General features: G+C 51.5%; 16 protein-coding genes. 12 read left to right on the top strand and 4 right to left on the bottom strand.

The genetic code is table 11. From position 1 onward, the window contains the following. Positions 1-82: 82 nt before the first annotated feature. The 7 genes from B9G79_RS03210 to B9G79_RS03180 all read left to right on the top strand — a co-directional run bounded on the left by B9G79_RS03210 (position 83) and on the right by B9G79_RS03180 (position 6,826). A complete protein-coding gene (locus tag B9G79_RS03210) occupies positions 83-1,321 on the top strand; it encodes a M14 family metallopeptidase (RefSeq protein ID WP_088564272.1) in 1,239 nt (412 codons plus the stop codon). Positions 1,322-1,472: 151 nt separating this feature from the next. Beyond that, entirely contained in the window at positions 1,473-2,174 is a 702-nt protein-coding gene (locus B9G79_RS03205; protein ID WP_088564271.1) for a hypothetical protein, read from the top strand. Between the two features lie 40 nt (positions 2,175-2,214). After that, positions 2,215-2,883, top strand: coding sequence for a glutathione S-transferase family protein (locus B9G79_RS03200; RefSeq protein ID WP_088564270.1), 669 nt, complete (start codon positions 2,215-2,217; stop codon positions 2,881-2,883). Between the two features lie 73 nt (positions 2,884-2,956). Further along, positions 2,957-4,537, top strand: a complete 1,581-nt coding sequence (locus tag B9G79_RS03195) for a S8 family serine peptidase (RefSeq protein ID WP_088564269.1) — start codon at positions 2,957-2,959, stop codon at positions 4,535-4,537. 172 nt (positions 4,538-4,709) lie between these two features. Next, entirely contained in the window at positions 4,710-5,159 is a 450-nt protein-coding gene (locus tag B9G79_RS03190; protein WP_088564268.1) for a hypothetical protein, read from the top strand. 60 nt (positions 5,160-5,219) lie between these two features. Then, a complete protein-coding gene (locus B9G79_RS03185; RefSeq protein WP_088564267.1) occupies positions 5,220-6,023 on the top strand; it encodes a hypothetical protein in 804 nt (267 codons plus the stop codon). A 131-nt stretch (positions 6,024-6,154) separates the two neighbouring features. Continuing rightward, positions 6,155-6,826: a TetR/AcrR family transcriptional regulator gene (locus B9G79_RS03180; protein WP_232469306.1), complete on the top strand. Its 672-nt coding sequence runs from the start codon at positions 6,155-6,157 to the stop codon at positions 6,824-6,826. Between the two features lie 78 nt (positions 6,827-6,904). Here the strand turns inward: B9G79_RS03180 and B9G79_RS03175 are convergent, their stop codons facing one another. Beyond that, positions 6,905-8,089 carry a lytic transglycosylase domain-containing protein gene (locus B9G79_RS03175; protein ID WP_232469073.1) on the bottom strand — a complete coding sequence of 395 codons (1,185 nt, stop codon included), beginning with the start codon at positions 8,087-8,089 and terminating at the stop codon, positions 6,905-6,907. Between the two features lie 31 nt (positions 8,090-8,120). After that, complete coding sequence (gene dacB / locus B9G79_RS03170; protein WP_088564264.1) at positions 8,121-9,545, bottom strand: D-alanyl-D-alanine carboxypeptidase/D-alanyl-D-alanine endopeptidase; 1,425 nt, start codon at positions 9,543-9,545, stop codon at positions 8,121-8,123. A gap of 93 nt (positions 9,546-9,638) precedes the next feature. Here dacB and B9G79_RS03165 point away from each other — a divergent pair, with 93 nt between their 5' ends. From B9G79_RS03165 to hflX, 4 genes are all read left to right on the top strand, one after another. Then, on the top strand, positions 9,639-10,571 hold the full coding sequence (locus B9G79_RS03165; RefSeq protein ID WP_088564263.1) for a signal peptidase II: 933 nt from the start codon (positions 9,639-9,641) through the stop codon (positions 10,569-10,571). A gap of 67 nt (positions 10,572-10,638) precedes the next feature. After that, a complete protein-coding gene (locus B9G79_RS03160) occupies positions 10,639-11,907 on the top strand; it encodes a C1 family peptidase (RefSeq protein ID WP_232469072.1) in 1,269 nt (422 codons plus the stop codon). Continuing rightward, a complete protein-coding gene (locus B9G79_RS03155) occupies positions 11,897-12,295 on the top strand; it encodes a hypothetical protein (RefSeq protein ID WP_232469070.1) in 399 nt (132 codons plus the stop codon). Before B9G79_RS03160 ends, B9G79_RS03155 begins: the two co-directional genes overlap by 11 nt. A 139-nt stretch (positions 12,296-12,434) precedes the next feature. Then, entirely contained in the window at positions 12,435-13,901 is a 1,467-nt protein-coding gene (gene hflX / locus B9G79_RS03150; RefSeq protein ID WP_088564262.1) for a GTPase HflX, read from the top strand. Positions 13,902-13,925: 24 nt separating this feature from the next. Here the strand turns inward: hflX and B9G79_RS03145 are convergent, their stop codons facing one another. After that, positions 13,926-14,756, bottom strand: a complete 831-nt coding sequence (locus tag B9G79_RS03145) for an exonuclease domain-containing protein (protein ID WP_088564261.1) — start codon at positions 14,754-14,756, stop codon at positions 13,926-13,928. Between the two features lie 109 nt (positions 14,757-14,865). Between B9G79_RS03145 and B9G79_RS03140 the strand changes: the two genes are divergently transcribed. Further along, positions 14,866-15,549, top strand: coding sequence for a TorF family putative porin (locus B9G79_RS03140; RefSeq protein ID WP_088564260.1), 684 nt, complete (start codon positions 14,866-14,868; stop codon positions 15,547-15,549). On the opposite strand, the gene B9G79_RS03135 is transcribed toward B9G79_RS03140, so the two are convergent. Beyond that, a complete protein-coding gene (locus B9G79_RS03135; protein ID WP_088564259.1) occupies positions 15,521-16,477 on the bottom strand; it encodes a flagellar motor protein MotB in 957 nt (318 codons plus the stop codon). The genes B9G79_RS03140 and B9G79_RS03135 overlap by 29 nt on opposite strands.

The raw sequence follows: 16,477 nt of genomic DNA, 5'->3' as shown, positions 1-16,477 counted from the left end.
CCTACCTAAGCCTTGTACCCTAACACAAAAACCTCTCACAATATGGTATCTGAGTTCTGCCTCAGAAGCCCAAGGAGGGGTTATGAAGAAGACCACCATGTGGATGGCGGCTGTTGCCATTTCCGCTATCAGCTTTTTGCCGCTGCAAAATGCACAATCCGTAGATACCACTCAATACTGGATGAAGGTTCGCGCCGAAGACAAATTCCAGCGAAGCCTTGTTGCCAACACGGGCGCTTCCATCGAAGCCACGCGTGAAGACTACGTCATCGCCGTCGGCAGCCTGGAAGAAAAAAACGCCGTCGAGAAACTGGGATTGCTTGAAGTCAGCTTCCCGATGACTGACGCCATGGATTTCCCGGCCAAAGATGCCGCCTTCCATAACTATGCAGAAATGACCGAGAAACTAAGAGCTCTGACTTCCCAACACCCGGATATTTCCCAGATGAATTCCATCGGGAAGTCGGTTGAAGGCCGTGACATCTGGGCCATCCGCATTTCCGGCGATCTTGCCAATGCAGACACATTGCCAGCGGCGATTTTTATGGGCGGTCACCATGCGCGTGAGCATCTGTCCATCGAGTTGCCTCTTTATTATGTGCAGTACCTTCTGACCGAGTACGCCAACGGCAATCCGCGCATCCAGCGCCTGATCAACGCCCGCGATCTGCACTTCATCCCGATGGTGAACCCTGACGGAGCGGAATTCGACATTTCCACCGGCAGCTATAAATCCTGGAGAAAGAACCGCAAACAAAACAGCAACGGAACTTATGGTGTGGATCTGAACCGCAACTATGGTTACGGCTGGGGCGGCGGCGGAGCCAGCACCAATCCAAACAGTGACACCTTCCGCGGACCTGCAGCCTTCAGTGAACCGGAAACCCAGGCCATCAAAAACTATGTTGAGTCCCACGAGAACATCACAAGCCTTCTTTCCTTCCACACGTTCTCGCAACTGATTCTTTATCCTTGGGGCCACCAGTACGAAGGAATCTCCAACACCCGTGACAAACAAGTTCACGAAGTGATGGCAAAAAAAATGGCGGAGTGGAACGGCTACGAACCGAAGCAGTCTTCAGGTCTGTATATCGCCAGCGGTGACACAACAGACTGGTCTTACGGTGAACACAAGATCATTTCCTTCACCTTCGAACTGGATCCGGCCAACAGCGGCTGGGGCTCGGGTGGATTCTATCCCGGTGCGCAGATCATTCCTGAGGTGCAAAGAAAGAATCTGGAGCCGGTTCTTTACATGATCGAATACGCTGACAATCCTTATCGCGTGCTTGATGGCAACGGTCCAATCTTCAAACCCTAGTTTATCGAATCAAAATTAACTCTGAAAAAGGCGGCGCAAGTCGCCTTTTTTATTGTCGTTCAACATGGAATATTTGAAATTTACTTAGCAAAGGTCCAAAAAAAATCAATTGGACTGTCAGAAGATGCCGGACCGACTTCATGCTTGGTGTATGCCAAAAATCAGCTATCAAATCATTCCGCTTCACCACGTGTGCGATTCTCAAAAAGAACTTCTGAACGAAGTTTACGGACTGTGGGAGGAAACCTTCGGGCGTGTCCTGAACCGCGCCGGCGTTGAACTTGATCACGATGATTTCTTCCGCTGCCATGCTGCCGGCGTGCTGCTGTATAAAAACGAAATTGTCGGATTCAATCTTTTCACCACTTTCGATCTGAATCTGCGTGCGCATCAAAATCACAACTATTTCAAGGAACTCGATCCGCAGTTTGTGAAATCAGTGACCAAACAAGGCAACAAGATCATGACGATGGAATACTTCACCCTGGCCCCGCTGTGGCGCAAGCAGTCCCAGGAAATCCCCTGGGGGGAAATTCTGACGGGATTGGGTTTGTTCTATATGGATCAGTCCCCGGCGGACTTTGTCGTCGGAACCCCGCGCGTGGATTTAAAGGTCGATTCCATGTGTGAACGACTGGGAGCCACCATCCAGGGTCACGTCGAAAAAATGAATTACAAATGCGCGATTGCCGTCTTTGAGAAAAAAGTTGAGCGAACCTTTGAAAATCCACTGACTCACCACTGGGTGCGCAAGCTGTGGGAAAAATACACTCACCACAAAGCCGAAAAACTTGCTCAAACTTCTGCCTCGCCGCCTCCATTTGAGCTGACCCTTGCCGAGGCGGCTGCGTAAGACTACACTCTAGGCCATTCCCATACCCGGAGGTATTGAAGTGGCCTATCACGTTCACAGCGACAAACCGTATTTTGACCTGATCATCGGAGACAAAACCTTTTCATCGTGGTCCATGCGGGCGTGGCTGGTGGCCGTGCAATCCGGCCTGCCATTCCGTGAAATCAATATCACCCTGGATCAGCCGAAAACGGCGGCTCAGATCGCCAAGTTCTCTCCATCCGGAAAAGTGCCGGCTTTGAAACAAGGTAAAATTATCCTGTGGGATTCCCTGGCGATTGCCGAATACCTGAATGAGCTTTCCCCGGAAGCCAAACTGTGGCCTGAAGACATCGGGGCCCGCGCGCTGGCCCGCACTTACGCGGCGGAAGTGCATTCCGGTTTTGCCTCCCTGCGCTCCCAACTGAGCATGGATTTGAAACACTCTGAAGAAATCCGCCATCTGACTCCAGGAACCATCGCCGACATCAACCGTGTCCTGGAAATGTGGACCACGGCTTTGAAAGTCAGCGAAGGGCCTTACCTGTTTGGTGATTTCTGCATCGCCGATGCCTTCTTTGCGCCGATTGTCTTCCGTTTCCTGTCTTACAAAATTCAGATCAAAGACAAAATGGTCAAAGCCTATATGAAGAACATCCAGGATCACCATGGCGTGCAATTCTGGGTCGAGGAAGCTTTGAAAGAGAAAACTCCCCGTAAAGTGTTTTGACACCCGGGAAAAGCTTTCACGAGGCCCCGACAGCCCCTTTACATATAGACACGAAAAGGTGAACTTCTGACCCATGAAGTTCACCTTTTTTTCTTTTCTGCTCGTTCTTTCCACCAGTTCCCAGGCCCTGGCGGCACGCGCGATTGTGATGATGAAAGATGCCTCGGCTTTCCAGCGCACACTGAGCACCCGTGGCACGTGGTCCCAGTCCCTGCCCGGCACGATCGAAAAAAGTCTTCCGCAACTTCACACCTTCATCGTCGACACGGAAAACCCCGCTGACATCGAACGCCTGAAATCCGCTCCGGGCGTGGCGTATGTCGAAAAAGAATACTTCCATCCGGCTCCCCCACGCATCAGTGAGGGCGCGGTTCTTGCCAACATCGATGTCGTTCATCCCGGCACCCCTTGGGGTCTTGAAGCGGTGAAAGCCCCGCAAGCATGGAGCAAATCCAACAAAGGCGAGGGCATCCGCGTTCTGGTGTTGGACAGCGGAATGAATGCGTCTCATCCTTCGCTGGCGCCGAACTTTGAACGAGGCCGCAACTTCACGGGTGAAGATGGCATCAATGATTTCTACGACCGCACCGGTCACGGCACCCATGTGGGCGGCACCATTGCCGCTGCAGAAGATGGCAGTGGCTTTTCCGGTGTTGCACCGAATGCAAAACTGCTGGCCGCCAAAGTCTGTGTGGATTCAGGTTGTTCCAACACCGCCATCGTCGCTGGCATTTCCTGGGGGATTGATCAGGGAGTGGACGTGATGAATCTTTCTTTGGGAAGCCCAAGCGGGTCCCCTGCGGAAAAAGCCGCTTTGTTGCGTGCAGATCAGGCCGGCATCACCGTGGTGGCAGCAACCGGCAACTATGGCATCAACGAAGTCTACTTCCCCGCCTCCGCCCCGTCTGTGATCGCAGTGGGTGCCGTTGACAAGAACCTGAAGCACGCGGTGTTTTCCCAGTACGGACCGGAAGTGGCCGTGGTGGCGCCTGGAGTTCAAATCGTATCAACAATCCCCGTGGGCTCGGGCCGTTTCAGCACGGTGACCCTTAATGACACCCATGGACCGCAGACTCTTAAAGCTTATCACTTTAAGGGCACCGCAACTCCGTACCTGGAGCAGACCCGCCCTGTTGTGGACTGCGGTTTGGGAGAGCTCGCAGACTTTGCCGGGAAAGACGTCAAAGACAAGCACGTGCTGGTCACTTTAAGCGGCGTCACTCCGATTGAGGACCAGATCCGCAATGCCATGCGCGCCGGCGCCACCAGCGTGATTGTCGCCAACAACAGACCGGGCCTGATCGAAACGCGTCTGTTTGAACAAGACAACGTGCTGTTTGCGGTGGGCTTTTTTGTCGAGCAGGCTGAAGGGGAAAAAATCCGCGCCGCCATCAAAAGATCCCCAAATACTTTGGTCAGCCTGAAGTCAGATCTCACAAGTTACAAAGAAACCTTCGGCACCTCGATGGCGACCCCACATGTCGCTGGCGTTGCTGCTTTGGTGAAGGCGGCCAATAAAAAATTAAAGCCTTCCGAAGTGAAGACTTTGCTGATGAAAACCGCCACGCCGATTCTTCCGAACGGCGACAATCGCTACGGTTCGGGTCTGGTCAATGCCCAGGCCGCCGTTGATGCCTCTGTGGAAGCTCGTTAAGCTGTGCCCCGCAGCCCCGGCGTCAGGCCCTGTTAAAGGACGCCTGGCGCTTCCAAAGAATGTCGACTGTCAAATTATGAGACAGTCATTTGATTTCAGACCGCTCTTATTTGCATATAAATCTGGCCAGAACCTTGCTGATTAGGACACCAGTGCTTATTGGAGTGCGAACATGATGAAGCTCTTGTTGGTTGTAGCTGCGATTATTGGGTTGGGTGCTTTCCGTGCGGAGGCCGCCCCACTTTGCCATGTGGCCAAGTCCACGAAACTTGCCATGGATCAGCGCGATGATCTGCGCTTGAAATGCCTGAAGCAGAAAAAGAACCAAATCAGCGTGACCCAGTGCCTGGGTGTCGCGTCCTCTATGGAGTATTCCACCAACGCAGAAGAAGCCCGTCTGGTGTGCCTGTACGATCTGCGCCAGCAATCCAATCTAAAAGAATGTCACTCCATCACCAAACTGATGGAATTCCCGGATACGGGCGATGAGGCCCGTTGGGAGTGCCTGCGCAAGTACAACCGCACGATCACCAAGAAACAATGCCAGAAACTGGCCAAATCCATGAGCTATCCAGCCAATGAAGAGCGCGCCCAGGTTTATTGCGAGCAGGAACTGCAGTAACATTGTCCGGTTTTGAAACCAGATCTAGGCAACGGCGGCCAGCCAGTCTAAAATGAATCTGTGGTTAAGACGTTGCTGGGATCTTTTGTTACAATCTGTGTTTTTCTGGCCGCTGGTTGCAGCGGTGGCAGCTCTGGTTCTGAATCCAGCTTCCCTTATTCAAACTCCCGCATCTATTTCAAAAGCACGGCAAAAATCTCGATGGAGATTTATTATGAAACAGGGTCCGAGCCTTTCACCGGCACCACAGCCGGCGGAATGAACTACTGGCAGATTCTGGAAGACAACCTGACGGCGATCTTTCAGTACCGCAGCTCTGCCCCGGCCATCGCTGTTCCAAAAACTCTGGCTGAAATGACGGCAATCCCGGCGCAGGGAAAAACGGAATGGACCGGCATCGATATCGTCAATCTGCACAAGCAGTATCACAGTCAGCTTCCCACCAGTGCTGAATCCCGTTTCTATCTTTATTTCCTGGACGGAAACTACAGCACCGGATCCGGCCCTGAAACCGGAGTCATTGGTGTCAGCCTTGGCGGCACACCCATCATCGCGATCTTTAAGGATGTCGTGCGCAGCTCGGGGGCAAACCCCAACGGCATAGTCCCGAAATACGTTGAGCAAAGCACGCTGGTGCATGAAATGGGTCACGCCCTGGGATTTGTGAACAACGGCGTTCCGATGGTCACGGCTCATCAGGACACGGCTCATGGAGCCCATTCAACCAATTCTGATTGTGTGATGTATTGGCTGAACGAAGGCGCTTCGGATCTGTCGAACTTTCTTCAGAACTACATCAGCTCCGGCGACACTGTGATGTGGGGTCCTGAGGTTCTTCAGGACGCTCAAGCCTACAGCGAATAAAACCTCGCGTTTTTCTTCATTATTTATTTACAAACATTACAGGTTTGCAAAAAACCAGACTTGCCCCCGCGTCCACTCAATCCTATTCTGTCCTCATGGAACTAGGTCCTCAGAAAGGGTTTTCCGTGAACATGATGTCATCTGAAGAAAAAACGAAGAAAACTAAGATTATTGTAAAGGCTCCCACACAAGAACGTTCTCGCCAGACAGTAGCAACAATCCTGGATGCATGCTCTCGCCTTCTGGTTAGTGAAGGTTTCTACTCCATCACGACTGACAAAATCGCCAAAGAAGCCGGTGTCAGCATCGGTTCACTGTATCAGTTCTTTGGTAACAAAGAGTCTGTTGTACAAGCGGTTGTGAAAAACATCCTTGAAGAAGACAAACGCATCTTCAGCGAAAAAATGCGCGCTATTTCCCCACTGCCACCCGAGCAGCGTGTGAAAGGCATGATTGAACTGGCTGTTGAAACCACTCGTCGCAACTCGGAACTTCGCTCTAAACTGACCACCATTCAGTACTATGTTGCCGAAGCTGCTTATATGTCCGAGACAATCCGTTTCTTCCAGGAGGTTGTCCGCTACAACCTTCCACAGATCCCGGGCCGCGACATGGAAAAGATCTCTTACATCATGGTTAACGCCTTCATCGGCCTGACCAATACGATGGCGATCGATAATCCAACCGCCATCCACGATACAGCCGTGGTTGAAGAGATCTACCAGCTCTTCCACAAGTATCTGGATCTGGGCGGTCCCGCTCCGGTGGCGGCAGTAAATCGCAGTAAAGGCGATTTCATCTAAGCCATCCGTACATTCGAAAATAAAAAAGCCGGGAGACAATCCCGGCTTTTTTTTATTCCAATTTCCAATCTCTGATTTCTATTTTCTTTTATCTTCCATCGCCACCATGCGGTCACGGCGGGCCAGGGTGATCAAAGCGACATTGTATTTGTCCTTTGGAACCGCGATCACAGTTTTAGCCGGGATCGGGTGGCCTTTACGGGCCTTGAAGGTCAGGTGCGGATTGAAGATCTGCGCCTTGCGGTCATCGCCATCAAACCAGGCCACGATCTCTTTGTACTTCACAGACACCGGCAGCCTCAGATCCTGGGAATCCAGCGGCTTGGACCACACCACAGAACCGAAATACTTGCCCGCGTTCTTTTCCACTTCCAATGCCGCCAGGAAGCTTGCATAGAAGTTGCGGGACGCAAAACCAAAGGTCTTGCTGGATTTTACATCCGTCACCAACTGACCCAGTTCACGTGTGCCGTACTTTTCAGTCAGCTTGCGCACACCTGTGGGACCATGATTGTAACCCGTCACCGCCAGCGGCCAGGAGTTCAGCATGGAATAGTTCTGACGAAGAAGTTTCGCCGCCAGTTTTGTGGCTTCCATCGGGTGATTGCGGTTGTCCACGGTCGCAGAAATCATTTTATAAGGTTTTGCCGTGTAAGGCATGATCTGCCACAGACCACTGGCCCCCACTTTGGAGCGCGCCATGATGTTGAAAGAACTTTCAACAAACGCCAGACGCGTCAGTTCCACCGGAACTTTGGCATCGCGGAAGATTTTTTCCATGTCTTCAAGATAACGGCCGGAATAGAAGATCGCATCCTGCATGCGGTCCTTCTGACCCAGTTGGAAACGCAGACGATCCGCCGCTTCCGGCGAGTTCAGTTTCAGCGCAATTTCCTTTTTTACTTCATCGACGCGCTTTTGCTTCGCACGCTCTGTTGTCAGGCCCGTCAGATCAACGATCTCGTAAACCTTCTCAACATTTTCAGAATCGTGAATCACGCCCTGATTGGTGGAATACTTTGTGTAGATATCAATCCAGAACTGAACTTGCTTGTCCATGCCCTTTGGGATGGAGAAAGCGGTCTCATGGTAACCCAAGGAGGCAGCCTGGTCAGAGAATACCGGAGCACGCCAAGGACGGCTTTCTTCCGGGCTTCTTCCCAGCACCTGCGGCACCACTTGCTCGGCGATATTCCCCTGGGCCATTGCCACAGGAGCGCCTAGCATAAAAACGTATAGAACTGAGACACTGAGTTTCATCATGGGAGGTCCACCTTCCACCATTTCAATCGGCTTATTTTACAAGATAGATAAGTAAATTATCAAAAAACGCGCGAATCTTCGTCTCATCCGTGGAACCATTGTAAACGAAAGAGAAAGTCACAACTCGCCCGTCCTCCAAACCCGCATAACCCGCCAATGAGACCACGCCTGTCAGGAATCCCGTTTTCGCACGCACCCAACGTTCTGCCGGGGAATTCTTCATGCGTTTTTTAAGCGTGCCATCAACCCCTGCGATCGGCAAGGATGTCAGGAACTCCGGCTGGACCCGGAAGTCGTTGCGTAAATGCTGCAGGACCTTCCACATCGCGAATGATGACAGTTTGTTCTGGCGCGACAAACCTGAAGGTGACTCCAGATTGTATTGATCCGCGGGAACACCCAGACTTTGCATGTGCTCATTGATAACAAGCACGCCGTCAGCCAGTGTTGCGCCTTTTGTTTTTTTCACCGCACCCAGATTCTTGGTCAGCATCTCGGCAACATAGTTGTTTGAAAACTTGTTCATGTCGGCCACCATCTGCTCAATCGGTTTGCTTTCCGATTCAGCGACAAGTTCTGCTTTCTCTGGTGTGACACCGTTCCTGATCGTACCGGTGAGTTGAATTCCTCTTTGTGCCAGGAAAGCCTTCAGATTGTACCCTGCCCAAAGGTCCGGCTGCGTGATGTTTTTAAAGACCACCACTTCCTTCAAACCCTGACCAATGCTGCCTCCCACGTGAATCACATCACCCGGGAATTTTTTGTCCTCCTGGCGATCTGCCAGCAGATTGTTCGCTGAACCGCCCACAGTTTTTGCCTTGTTCACCAGACGGATATAGTCATTTTCCGGATCAATGGTGACGTCAGCACCGTTCCCCGCCCCGTTCGCACGCACAAAAATGTTCACGGAGTTCCAGTTAAAGCTCATCGCCCCGACCGGAGCATCATAAGCGCGATCCACACGCTCTTTCTGACGGCTCATGTCGTATCGGACATTGTCGAACAGAGAGTCATCAACGACGATATCGCCTTCAATTCTTTTGATTTTAGTGCGGGTGAAAGCATTGACCAGATACCACATGTTTTCAGAGACGAACGAAGGATCCCCGCCCCCTTTCAGATACAACGTCCCTTTCAAAGTTCCGTTTTTCAGGTCCCCGCCGATCAAAAGCTGAGTTTTGAATTTAGTCCCCGGAGGAAATGACGCCAAAACCGCCGAAGCCGTCGCAATTTTTGAAATGGAGGCCGGGACCATCATCTTGTTCCCGTTCACATCCAAAACCGTTTTCAGCTCTTCGCCTTCCCCGATCGTCGCATAAATCCCAAGATCCTTGGAATTAACCCCGTATTTCTTAGCCAGCGCCTCAAACTCTTTGGATATATCCTTAAACTTATCGTCCGCGTGAACGTTGAAAGAAATCAGCGCAACGACCAAAGAAATCAATAAAGCTTTCACTCAACTCTCCTCATAAAAACCAAGTGTCTGGACGATGGTAATGTTCTTGTTTTTCTTTCGCAAGTCCAACAGTCACTTGTTAGACTGAAGTTCATGAAAAAACGTGAATGGCTAATTGTGATTCTGCCACTTCTGGCGACGTGGTCCTTGGACCGCATCACCAAGATCTGGGCAACAGGAATCACGCAGTTGAAATCCTATGGTCCTGTGCACTTCGTTCTTCATCATAACCATGGGGCTATGCTGGGACTGTTCTCGGATCTGCCATCGGTGCTGCGTATCGTGTCCCTTTCCACGGGTGGCGCGTTTTTGCTGGCGACTTATGCTTTGATTCAATACCTGCTTCCAATTAAATCCCTCACTTTGCGCTCGGGTCTTTCCATTCTGATTGGCGGCATCATCGGGAACGTCACCGACCGCATCATCTGGGGTTACGTGGTGGACTTTATCGTGGTCGGCACGCCGTCCTTGTCCAGCCCGGCTTTCAACGTCGCCGATGCCCTGCAGTGGGTGGGGTATGGACTGATCGTCTATGCCATCATTCGTGAAGGCGAACTGCTGTGGCCCGAAAACAACGTGCGCAAACAGTACTGGGTGAACATGCCGTTTCAGTTGAAGTACTGCTTTATCCTGATGGGTGTGGGATTAAGCCTGACACTGATCTGCTCGGTGTTTTCCTATACCTACATGCGTGTGACGATTCAGGAACTGGTGGGAAACAACGCCTTTTTGCTGAATAAATTCCTGGTGCCGTTTGTGATCACGTTCATGATCATCTCAGTTGCGTTCTGCGCGATCTTGTTTGCGGTGGGCCGTCTGATTTCCCACCGCATCGCCGGTCCCCTTTATGCTTTTGAGCGCTTCCTGCATCAGGCCCTGGAAGGCAAGGCAGACGCCCATCTGAAACTTCGTACCGGGGACGAGTTCAAACATCTCGAAGAACTGGCGGACGAGATCAACAAACGCCTGCATCAGATTAAAAAAGAACGCACCGTAAACGTCATCGAATACAAAGAAGAGGGCTAGCCCCTCTTTTGGTCCTGATTTCCGCGTAAATCCACAGGTTTTCGCTCTGAATTCCGATAAACAAATCATGCGCAGCACATTGATCGTAATCCTATTTTTGACGGCTTTTCCTTTCCCACAGGCTCATGCCGATAACTGCAGCATTTCCAGCATCCAACTTCAGGCAAAGCAGATTGCCCAGGGCTATCAAAAATACGATATGTCGATGGAGATCGACTCACTGACCGGTCGCATGCAGCGATGCAAGATTCCCAGCCGCAGACTGGGTGTGCCTGAAACTTTCTATCCGACCCTGCGCACGCAAACACTTCGAGCTGAATTCAACCGCATCCAGGTCGACATGGAACAATATGCGAACACAGGTCGAATCAATGAATTTGTCGAGGCCTACACCGCCTACGGTAAAGCCCTGGGTTTTCCTCCGAACATTCTGAAGTCCTTCACGAACGGCCTGAAAGCGAAGGCTGAAAAATCCTATGCGCGCGAAAAACAATCCTGCAAACCCATGGACGTCAGCAAAGAAATGGGCCCGGTGCGAAATCAGGATTCGATCGGCTGGTGTTATGCCTTTGCTGCTGCGGATGTATTGTCCTTCAAACTGAAAAAGAAAATCTCGGCCGCGGACATCGCCGTCAACTATAACGACAGCCTGTTCAACACCGGGGCCAAATACGTCGGCGTCAAAGCCGGCAGCCTTGAGGGCGGCTTCCCGTCCAGCGCCCTGGAAGGGGCCATCGAAAAAGGCCTTTGTCTTGAGAAAGACTTCCCCAGCGAAGACAACATCAACGGTGAATTTCAGGAACTGATCACCCAGATCGACAAACTAGGACGGGACGAGATCACTTCGTGGTCGGCCCCGAACTGTGAAAAGGTCTATCAGACCTCGCGCCGTCTGTTTCCGAACGTCAGCACCAAGGATCTGGAACACATCCTGAAAACTTCTTCGCGCGCGGATTTCATCGACCAGATGGCCAACCGCACATGCAAACAGCGCATCAAGACAGATTTGAAGGTCTCCTCTCCATGGACCTTCCGCGAAAAATCTTTGGGTGATGAAATCGATGAACAACTGAGCGCGAAAAATCCGGTTGTTCTCAGTTACGATGCACAGGGCCTGGGCGACCGCCGCGACTATTCCCAACTGGGAATGCACGCGAGTGTTCTGGTCGGCCGCAGATTCAATGAAAAATCCGGGCAGTGCGAGTACCTGCTAAGAAATTCCTGGGGCCGCAGTTGTGGTTACTATGATCCTTCTTACCAGTGCAAAGAGGGCAACATCTGGATTCCTAAAGCGGATATCGTAAAACGAGGCAAGGGTGCAACATATGTTAAGTAGTCTGATTCTGTTTCTGACAACGCCCGTCTTTGCTGCGGATTTGACCTGCCAAAAAGGCAGCTTCCGTATGCCATACAATGCTGAAACCAAAGTTGTTGAAGCGCAGACTTATTGCTTCAACGAGGATCGCACCGAACTTTACTCCAAAGACTGCCAGGACCGCAAATGCACGGCTTTCACTGTCGATATCGAAGTAAAGACGGCGGACATTCTGGATCAAAAAAGCAATCCCGGCTTCAACCTGTGCCGCAAACTGGGCGGCAAACCGGAACTGTTGGAGTTTGAAGCCTCTAAGGAATGGTTCGCCCTGGATCGCTGTGTCTTTAAGGACGGGTCTTATGTAAGCACCGGCGAACTGGTGCGCCACTATTTGCGCCCGCGCAAATAAACGGGCTTTTAAGGACTCCTCGCTTCCAAGGATCTTGATCCGGGTATTTGCTACATCATGATGCGCCGATCCCCCCGAATTTAAAGACTTTTTTGACGTCCCGCTGGATTTTGCCGAGCCCTGTGTTATACCGTTCGCCATGAACGAAAACGAAACCACCCCTCTTAAGGCCGTCCTTGTCGGCATTCAACTTCAACGCACTTCAGATCAGGAACTCAAAGGTTCTTTGACCGAACTTTCCCGTCTGGTCACAACCCTTGGCTATGAAGTTGTCGGTCAGATGTCCCAGCGTCGCAGCTCTACAAAAACCGCGAACGTCCTGGGTGATGGCAAACTGAAAGAGCTGGCGCAGTGGACTGGTGGAACCGGCAAAGTCAGCCCGAACTTCGTTAAGAAAAAGCACAAGGCCGCCCTTCGCTTTAAAAAAGACGAGGAAGAAGACGATCTTTTCGGTGATGACGTCGAAGAAGTCTTCGAGGTTGAAGAAGGCGCTGAAGACATGGATTCTTCCGGCGACACAACTCCGCAGGAAAAAGCCCAGGTTGTGGTTATTGACTGCGATCTTTCCCCGTCCCAGTTGCGCAACCTTGAAAGCGCCACCGGTGCCCAGGTTTTGGACCGCACCGGGGTGATCATTGAAATCTTCAGTCGCCACGCACGCACTCGCGCCGCCCGTCTGCAGGTTGAAATTGCGCGTTTGACGTACGTGGCTCCACGCATGCGTGAGTCCACCGCCGGCGATGACCGTCAAGGTGGTGGCGGCAAAGGGGCTGGTGAAACCAGTATCGAGCTGGATCGTCGTAAGATCCGCGACCGCATCAAGGAACTGAAGCAGGAACTGGCCTCAATTTCCCAGGAACTTGATACTCGCCGCGCGCGCCGTGAACAGGAACTGACCATCGCGCTGGTGGGCTACACCAATGCCGGCAAGTCTTCCCTGATGCGTGCGTTGACTGGCAGTGACGTGCTGGTGGCAGACAAACTGTTTGCAACTCTGGATACCACCGTTCGTGTTCTTTATCCGGAAACCCGCCCCAAGATGCTTGTCTCTGACACCGTCGGATTCATTAAAAAACTGCCGCATGATCTGGTGGCGTCCTTCAAATCCACTTTAGATGAAGCGGCGAATGCCTCTTTGCTGTTGTATACAGTGGACTGTTCTGACCCGACCTTCCGTTCTCAACTGGAAGTCACCCGCACCGTCCTGGCAGAGGTCGGCGCGCAGGACATCCCAAGCATGCTGATCTTCAACAAACGTGATCGCCTGTCCCAGGAAGAAGAGGCGGAACTTGCGAAGGAGTTCCCGGAAGCTCACTTCATGTCTGCAAAGAATCCTGACGACATCGCAGCTTTGCACACCAAACTTGTGAAGCACTTTGAAAATGCCATGGTCGAAGAAGATGTTCTGATCCCGTACACCACTCAGGGTGCCATCGGTGACATCCGCGCAAAAATGCGCGTGCTTTCAGAAAACTATGAAGCCAACGGCGTGATGCTGAAAGTTCGCGCTCGCAAAGAAGACCTGGAGCAAATCAAAGAACGCTTCGGTCTGGCCCCAGGCAAAGGCAAAAAGAAAAAGCTCAGTTGGAACATCGACGAAGAATAACAAATTCATTGTCCAGCGTGCGCCCTAGATCCAGATGATCTGGGCATCGCTGATGCGGTTCAAATAATAACGTTTGGCCGCCTGATCCTTGTGGCAGAACGCCTGCAGGTAATCCCCGTCCGGATTTCTGACAATACCAATCGGGGTCACACGACGGGTGGAACCTCGGTCTGATCCACCCTCGTAAACCATATCGACATCTTTTTTGGTCTGAATCGCTTCGATGATGGACTTAAACTGGGGCGCGCTTAAGGACGCCAAAGAATAATCCTTCCACCACAGATTCTTCCCCTGACTTTTGATGGCTCCGGCCAAAGTCATTTCTGGCGGCATCTTTGCAAAACACGCCAAGCCCACTTGCAGGCAGGCCTTCGCATCGTCATAGGCGCGGTGAGCCTGGCCCCCATCAATATTCAGATGTCTGACCAGAGTTTGCAGCTTGTGGTTTTCCACGCCATGAATCCATTTACGGGACAGAAGGCTGGTGCACAATGCCGGTTCGGGCAACAACGGCAGTTGGTTTTTTTCAAAATCAATGGCCATAAAGCCCAAATCGAACGGAGCGTGGTGGGCCATCACAATCGCGCCTTTGAAGAATTCATGAATCTCGCGGATCTTTTCGGTGATCAACGGAGCATCAGCCACCATTTCATTGGTGATGCCATGAATGCCAATAATGAAATCCGTCATCAGTTCGCGCGGCTTGAACAAAAACTGCAGACGGCCGACTTCTTCACCCTTATACCACTTCACCGCGCCAAACTCGACCACGTCATGCCCGACCGGATAAGCTCCGCTGGTTTCGGTATCAAAGGCGACATATGTGTATTCATTCAGTGGCAAATCAAGATTCATAGCGGGCTAATCTACCTTTCTTGGGGCTGTTGGTCCAGTTCCCCGTGCAGGCCCCGCGCGAAAACTTTGTTTTTCCGGCAGGACTAAGTCACAATTAGGCGAACTATCTATGCGAAGATACATTGCTTTTGCCATTATTCTGATCAGCACTTTGGGGGCCACGGCCGCCAAAGCCAGCACGTCTCCAACCTTTGCGCTGTCCGGTGATGTGAGCCTGCTTTCCCACTATGTGGAGCACGGTCTTTCTCAATCCGACAACTCCCCGGCTTTGCAGGGATCATTCTGGTTCAACTTCGGCTCCCAGTTCCGCCTGGGGGTTTGGGGCTCGAACACGAACTATGAACATGGTGACGACCACTTCAACCTGCGCATGAATGCGGAAGTGAAAGTGGACTTCTCACAGAATGCACAACTGGAAATCGGTTACACCAAAAGTCAGTACTACAATGGTGGCGACCACAATGGGGACCTGCTCAGCCTGCATCTGAATCTGTGGAAATCACGCATCATGTACGACACGAACTCCAACTGGGAAGCCACTCATGAAAAATCCGAACGCTTTGCTTTCGGCAATATCATGGATGTCTTCGGCGGCTGGAAGTGGAATAACGAAATCGGTTACAACACACCGGACGTGGAAACAATCAATCCGTACTTTGATGCACGAACCGGGCTGGGAACAAAATGGGGTGTGATCTTCTTTGAAGGAGCCCTCACCGCGACCAGTGAAAGCTCCCAATTTGACGGGGCTGGAGATTATTTCTTTATTCTGTCTGCATCAACGGATCTGTAATACCCGTTTCTTCTTTCAGGTCCTGATCCACTTGCTGTTTCAGGTCCTTCTTTTCAGCCGCTTTGCGGTTGCTGATCTGATTCACAAAGCTGTCATACACAGACATATCCACACGGGACGGGCCAAACAGGGTTTCGAGCTTGCGTGGCTTATGACCGTCGGAAGTGATTTCTTTCTGCGCGATCTTCACACGGATAAAACCAACCAGTTTGGCTGGATCAATTTCACCGCGCTTTTCCTTCACACTGATGCCACCGGAAACATTCACCGTGTTGTTTTCAAGTGAAGCCATGATTTTGGCACGAACAATGTCAAAGCGCTCAGAAGCCACCTTGTTCGCCGACATCACACTGCCATCCGGAACCGCCTGAATGAACAGACCCGAAGTCAGCTTGATATCCGCATCCTTCAAACCGGTGGTGATTCCCTTGATCTTGTCCATGACTTTCACAAAGTTTGCATTCGGCGTGGATGTGCCACGCTCAAACAGCATGTAGTCAGGAATATCAAAGTCATACCCATCCGGAGTGACCGTGACGTTCTTCGCCACATCTGTCATCTGATCCGCAAGATAAGCCGCCACCACTTTTGTGGAGCCCATGTCCAGCAGGTTCGGAGTTTTATCTGCCGGCTCCATGAAACTCTGGAAGGCCTTCAACGGCTCATTCAGAATATCCAGGAAAAGTTTTTCCAGAGTGATTTCAGCACCGAAGTTCTGGAAGTTGTATTCAATAACAGAAGGCGTGGAGAAATAATCGGAAACCGCTTTTTTGGTTTCTTCAGATTGCCCCACCAGCCACATAACGAGGAAGAACGCCATCAAGGCCGTCATAAAGTCGGCCAAGGCCACCTTCCAGGAACCCCCGTGGTGACCGCCGCCGGAAACTATGATCTTTTTGATAACGATCGTCTGTTTCTTTTCTGCCAT

Source organism: Bdellovibrio bacteriovorus (assembly GCF_002208115.1).
Lineage (GTDB): Bacteria > Bdellovibrionota > Bdellovibrionia > Bdellovibrionales > Bdellovibrionaceae > Bdellovibrio > Bdellovibrio bacteriovorus_C.
This window is presented reverse-complemented; position numbering and strand designations above follow the sequence as displayed.

What these genes read in the sequence shown, in the direction of transcription:
- B9G79_RS03210 (WP_088564272.1), top strand. Translation starts at nt 83, where the DNA reads ATGAAGAAGACCACCATGTGGATGGCGGCTGTTGCCATTTCCGCTATC.
- B9G79_RS03205 (WP_088564271.1), top strand. Translation starts at nt 1,473, where the DNA reads ATGCCAAAAATCAGCTATCAAATCATTCCGCTTCACCACGTGTGCGAT.
- B9G79_RS03195 (WP_088564269.1), top strand. Translation starts at nt 2,957, where the DNA reads ATGAAGTTCACCTTTTTTTCTTTTCTGCTCGTTCTTTCCACCAGTTCC.
- B9G79_RS03190 (WP_088564268.1), top strand. Translation starts at nt 4,710, where the DNA reads ATGATGAAGCTCTTGTTGGTTGTAGCTGCGATTATTGGGTTGGGTGCT.
- B9G79_RS03180 (WP_232469306.1), top strand. Translation starts at nt 6,155, where the DNA reads ATGATGTCATCTGAAGAAAAAACGAAGAAAACTAAGATTATTGTAAAG.
- B9G79_RS03175 (WP_232469073.1), bottom strand. Translation starts at nt 8,089, where the DNA reads ATGATGAAACTCAGTGTCTCAGTTCTATACGTTTTTATGCTAGGCGCT.
- B9G79_RS03165 (WP_088564263.1), top strand. Translation starts at nt 9,639, where the DNA reads ATGAAAAAACGTGAATGGCTAATTGTGATTCTGCCACTTCTGGCGACG.
- B9G79_RS03160 (WP_232469072.1), top strand. Translation starts at nt 10,639, where the DNA reads ATGCGCAGCACATTGATCGTAATCCTATTTTTGACGGCTTTTCCTTTC.
- B9G79_RS03155 (WP_232469070.1), top strand. Translation starts at nt 11,897, where the DNA reads ATGTTAAGTAGTCTGATTCTGTTTCTGACAACGCCCGTCTTTGCTGCG.
- hflX (WP_088564262.1), top strand. Translation starts at nt 12,435, where the DNA reads ATGAACGAAAACGAAACCACCCCTCTTAAGGCCGTCCTTGTCGGCATT.
- B9G79_RS03145 (WP_088564261.1), bottom strand. Translation starts at nt 14,756, where the DNA reads ATGAATCTTGATTTGCCACTGAATGAATACACATATGTCGCCTTTGAT.
- B9G79_RS03140 (WP_088564260.1), top strand. Translation starts at nt 14,866, where the DNA reads ATGCGAAGATACATTGCTTTTGCCATTATTCTGATCAGCACTTTGGGG.
- B9G79_RS03135 (WP_088564259.1), bottom strand. Translation starts at nt 16,477, where the DNA reads ATGGCAGAAAAGAAACAGACGATCGTTATCAAAAAGATCATAGTTTCC.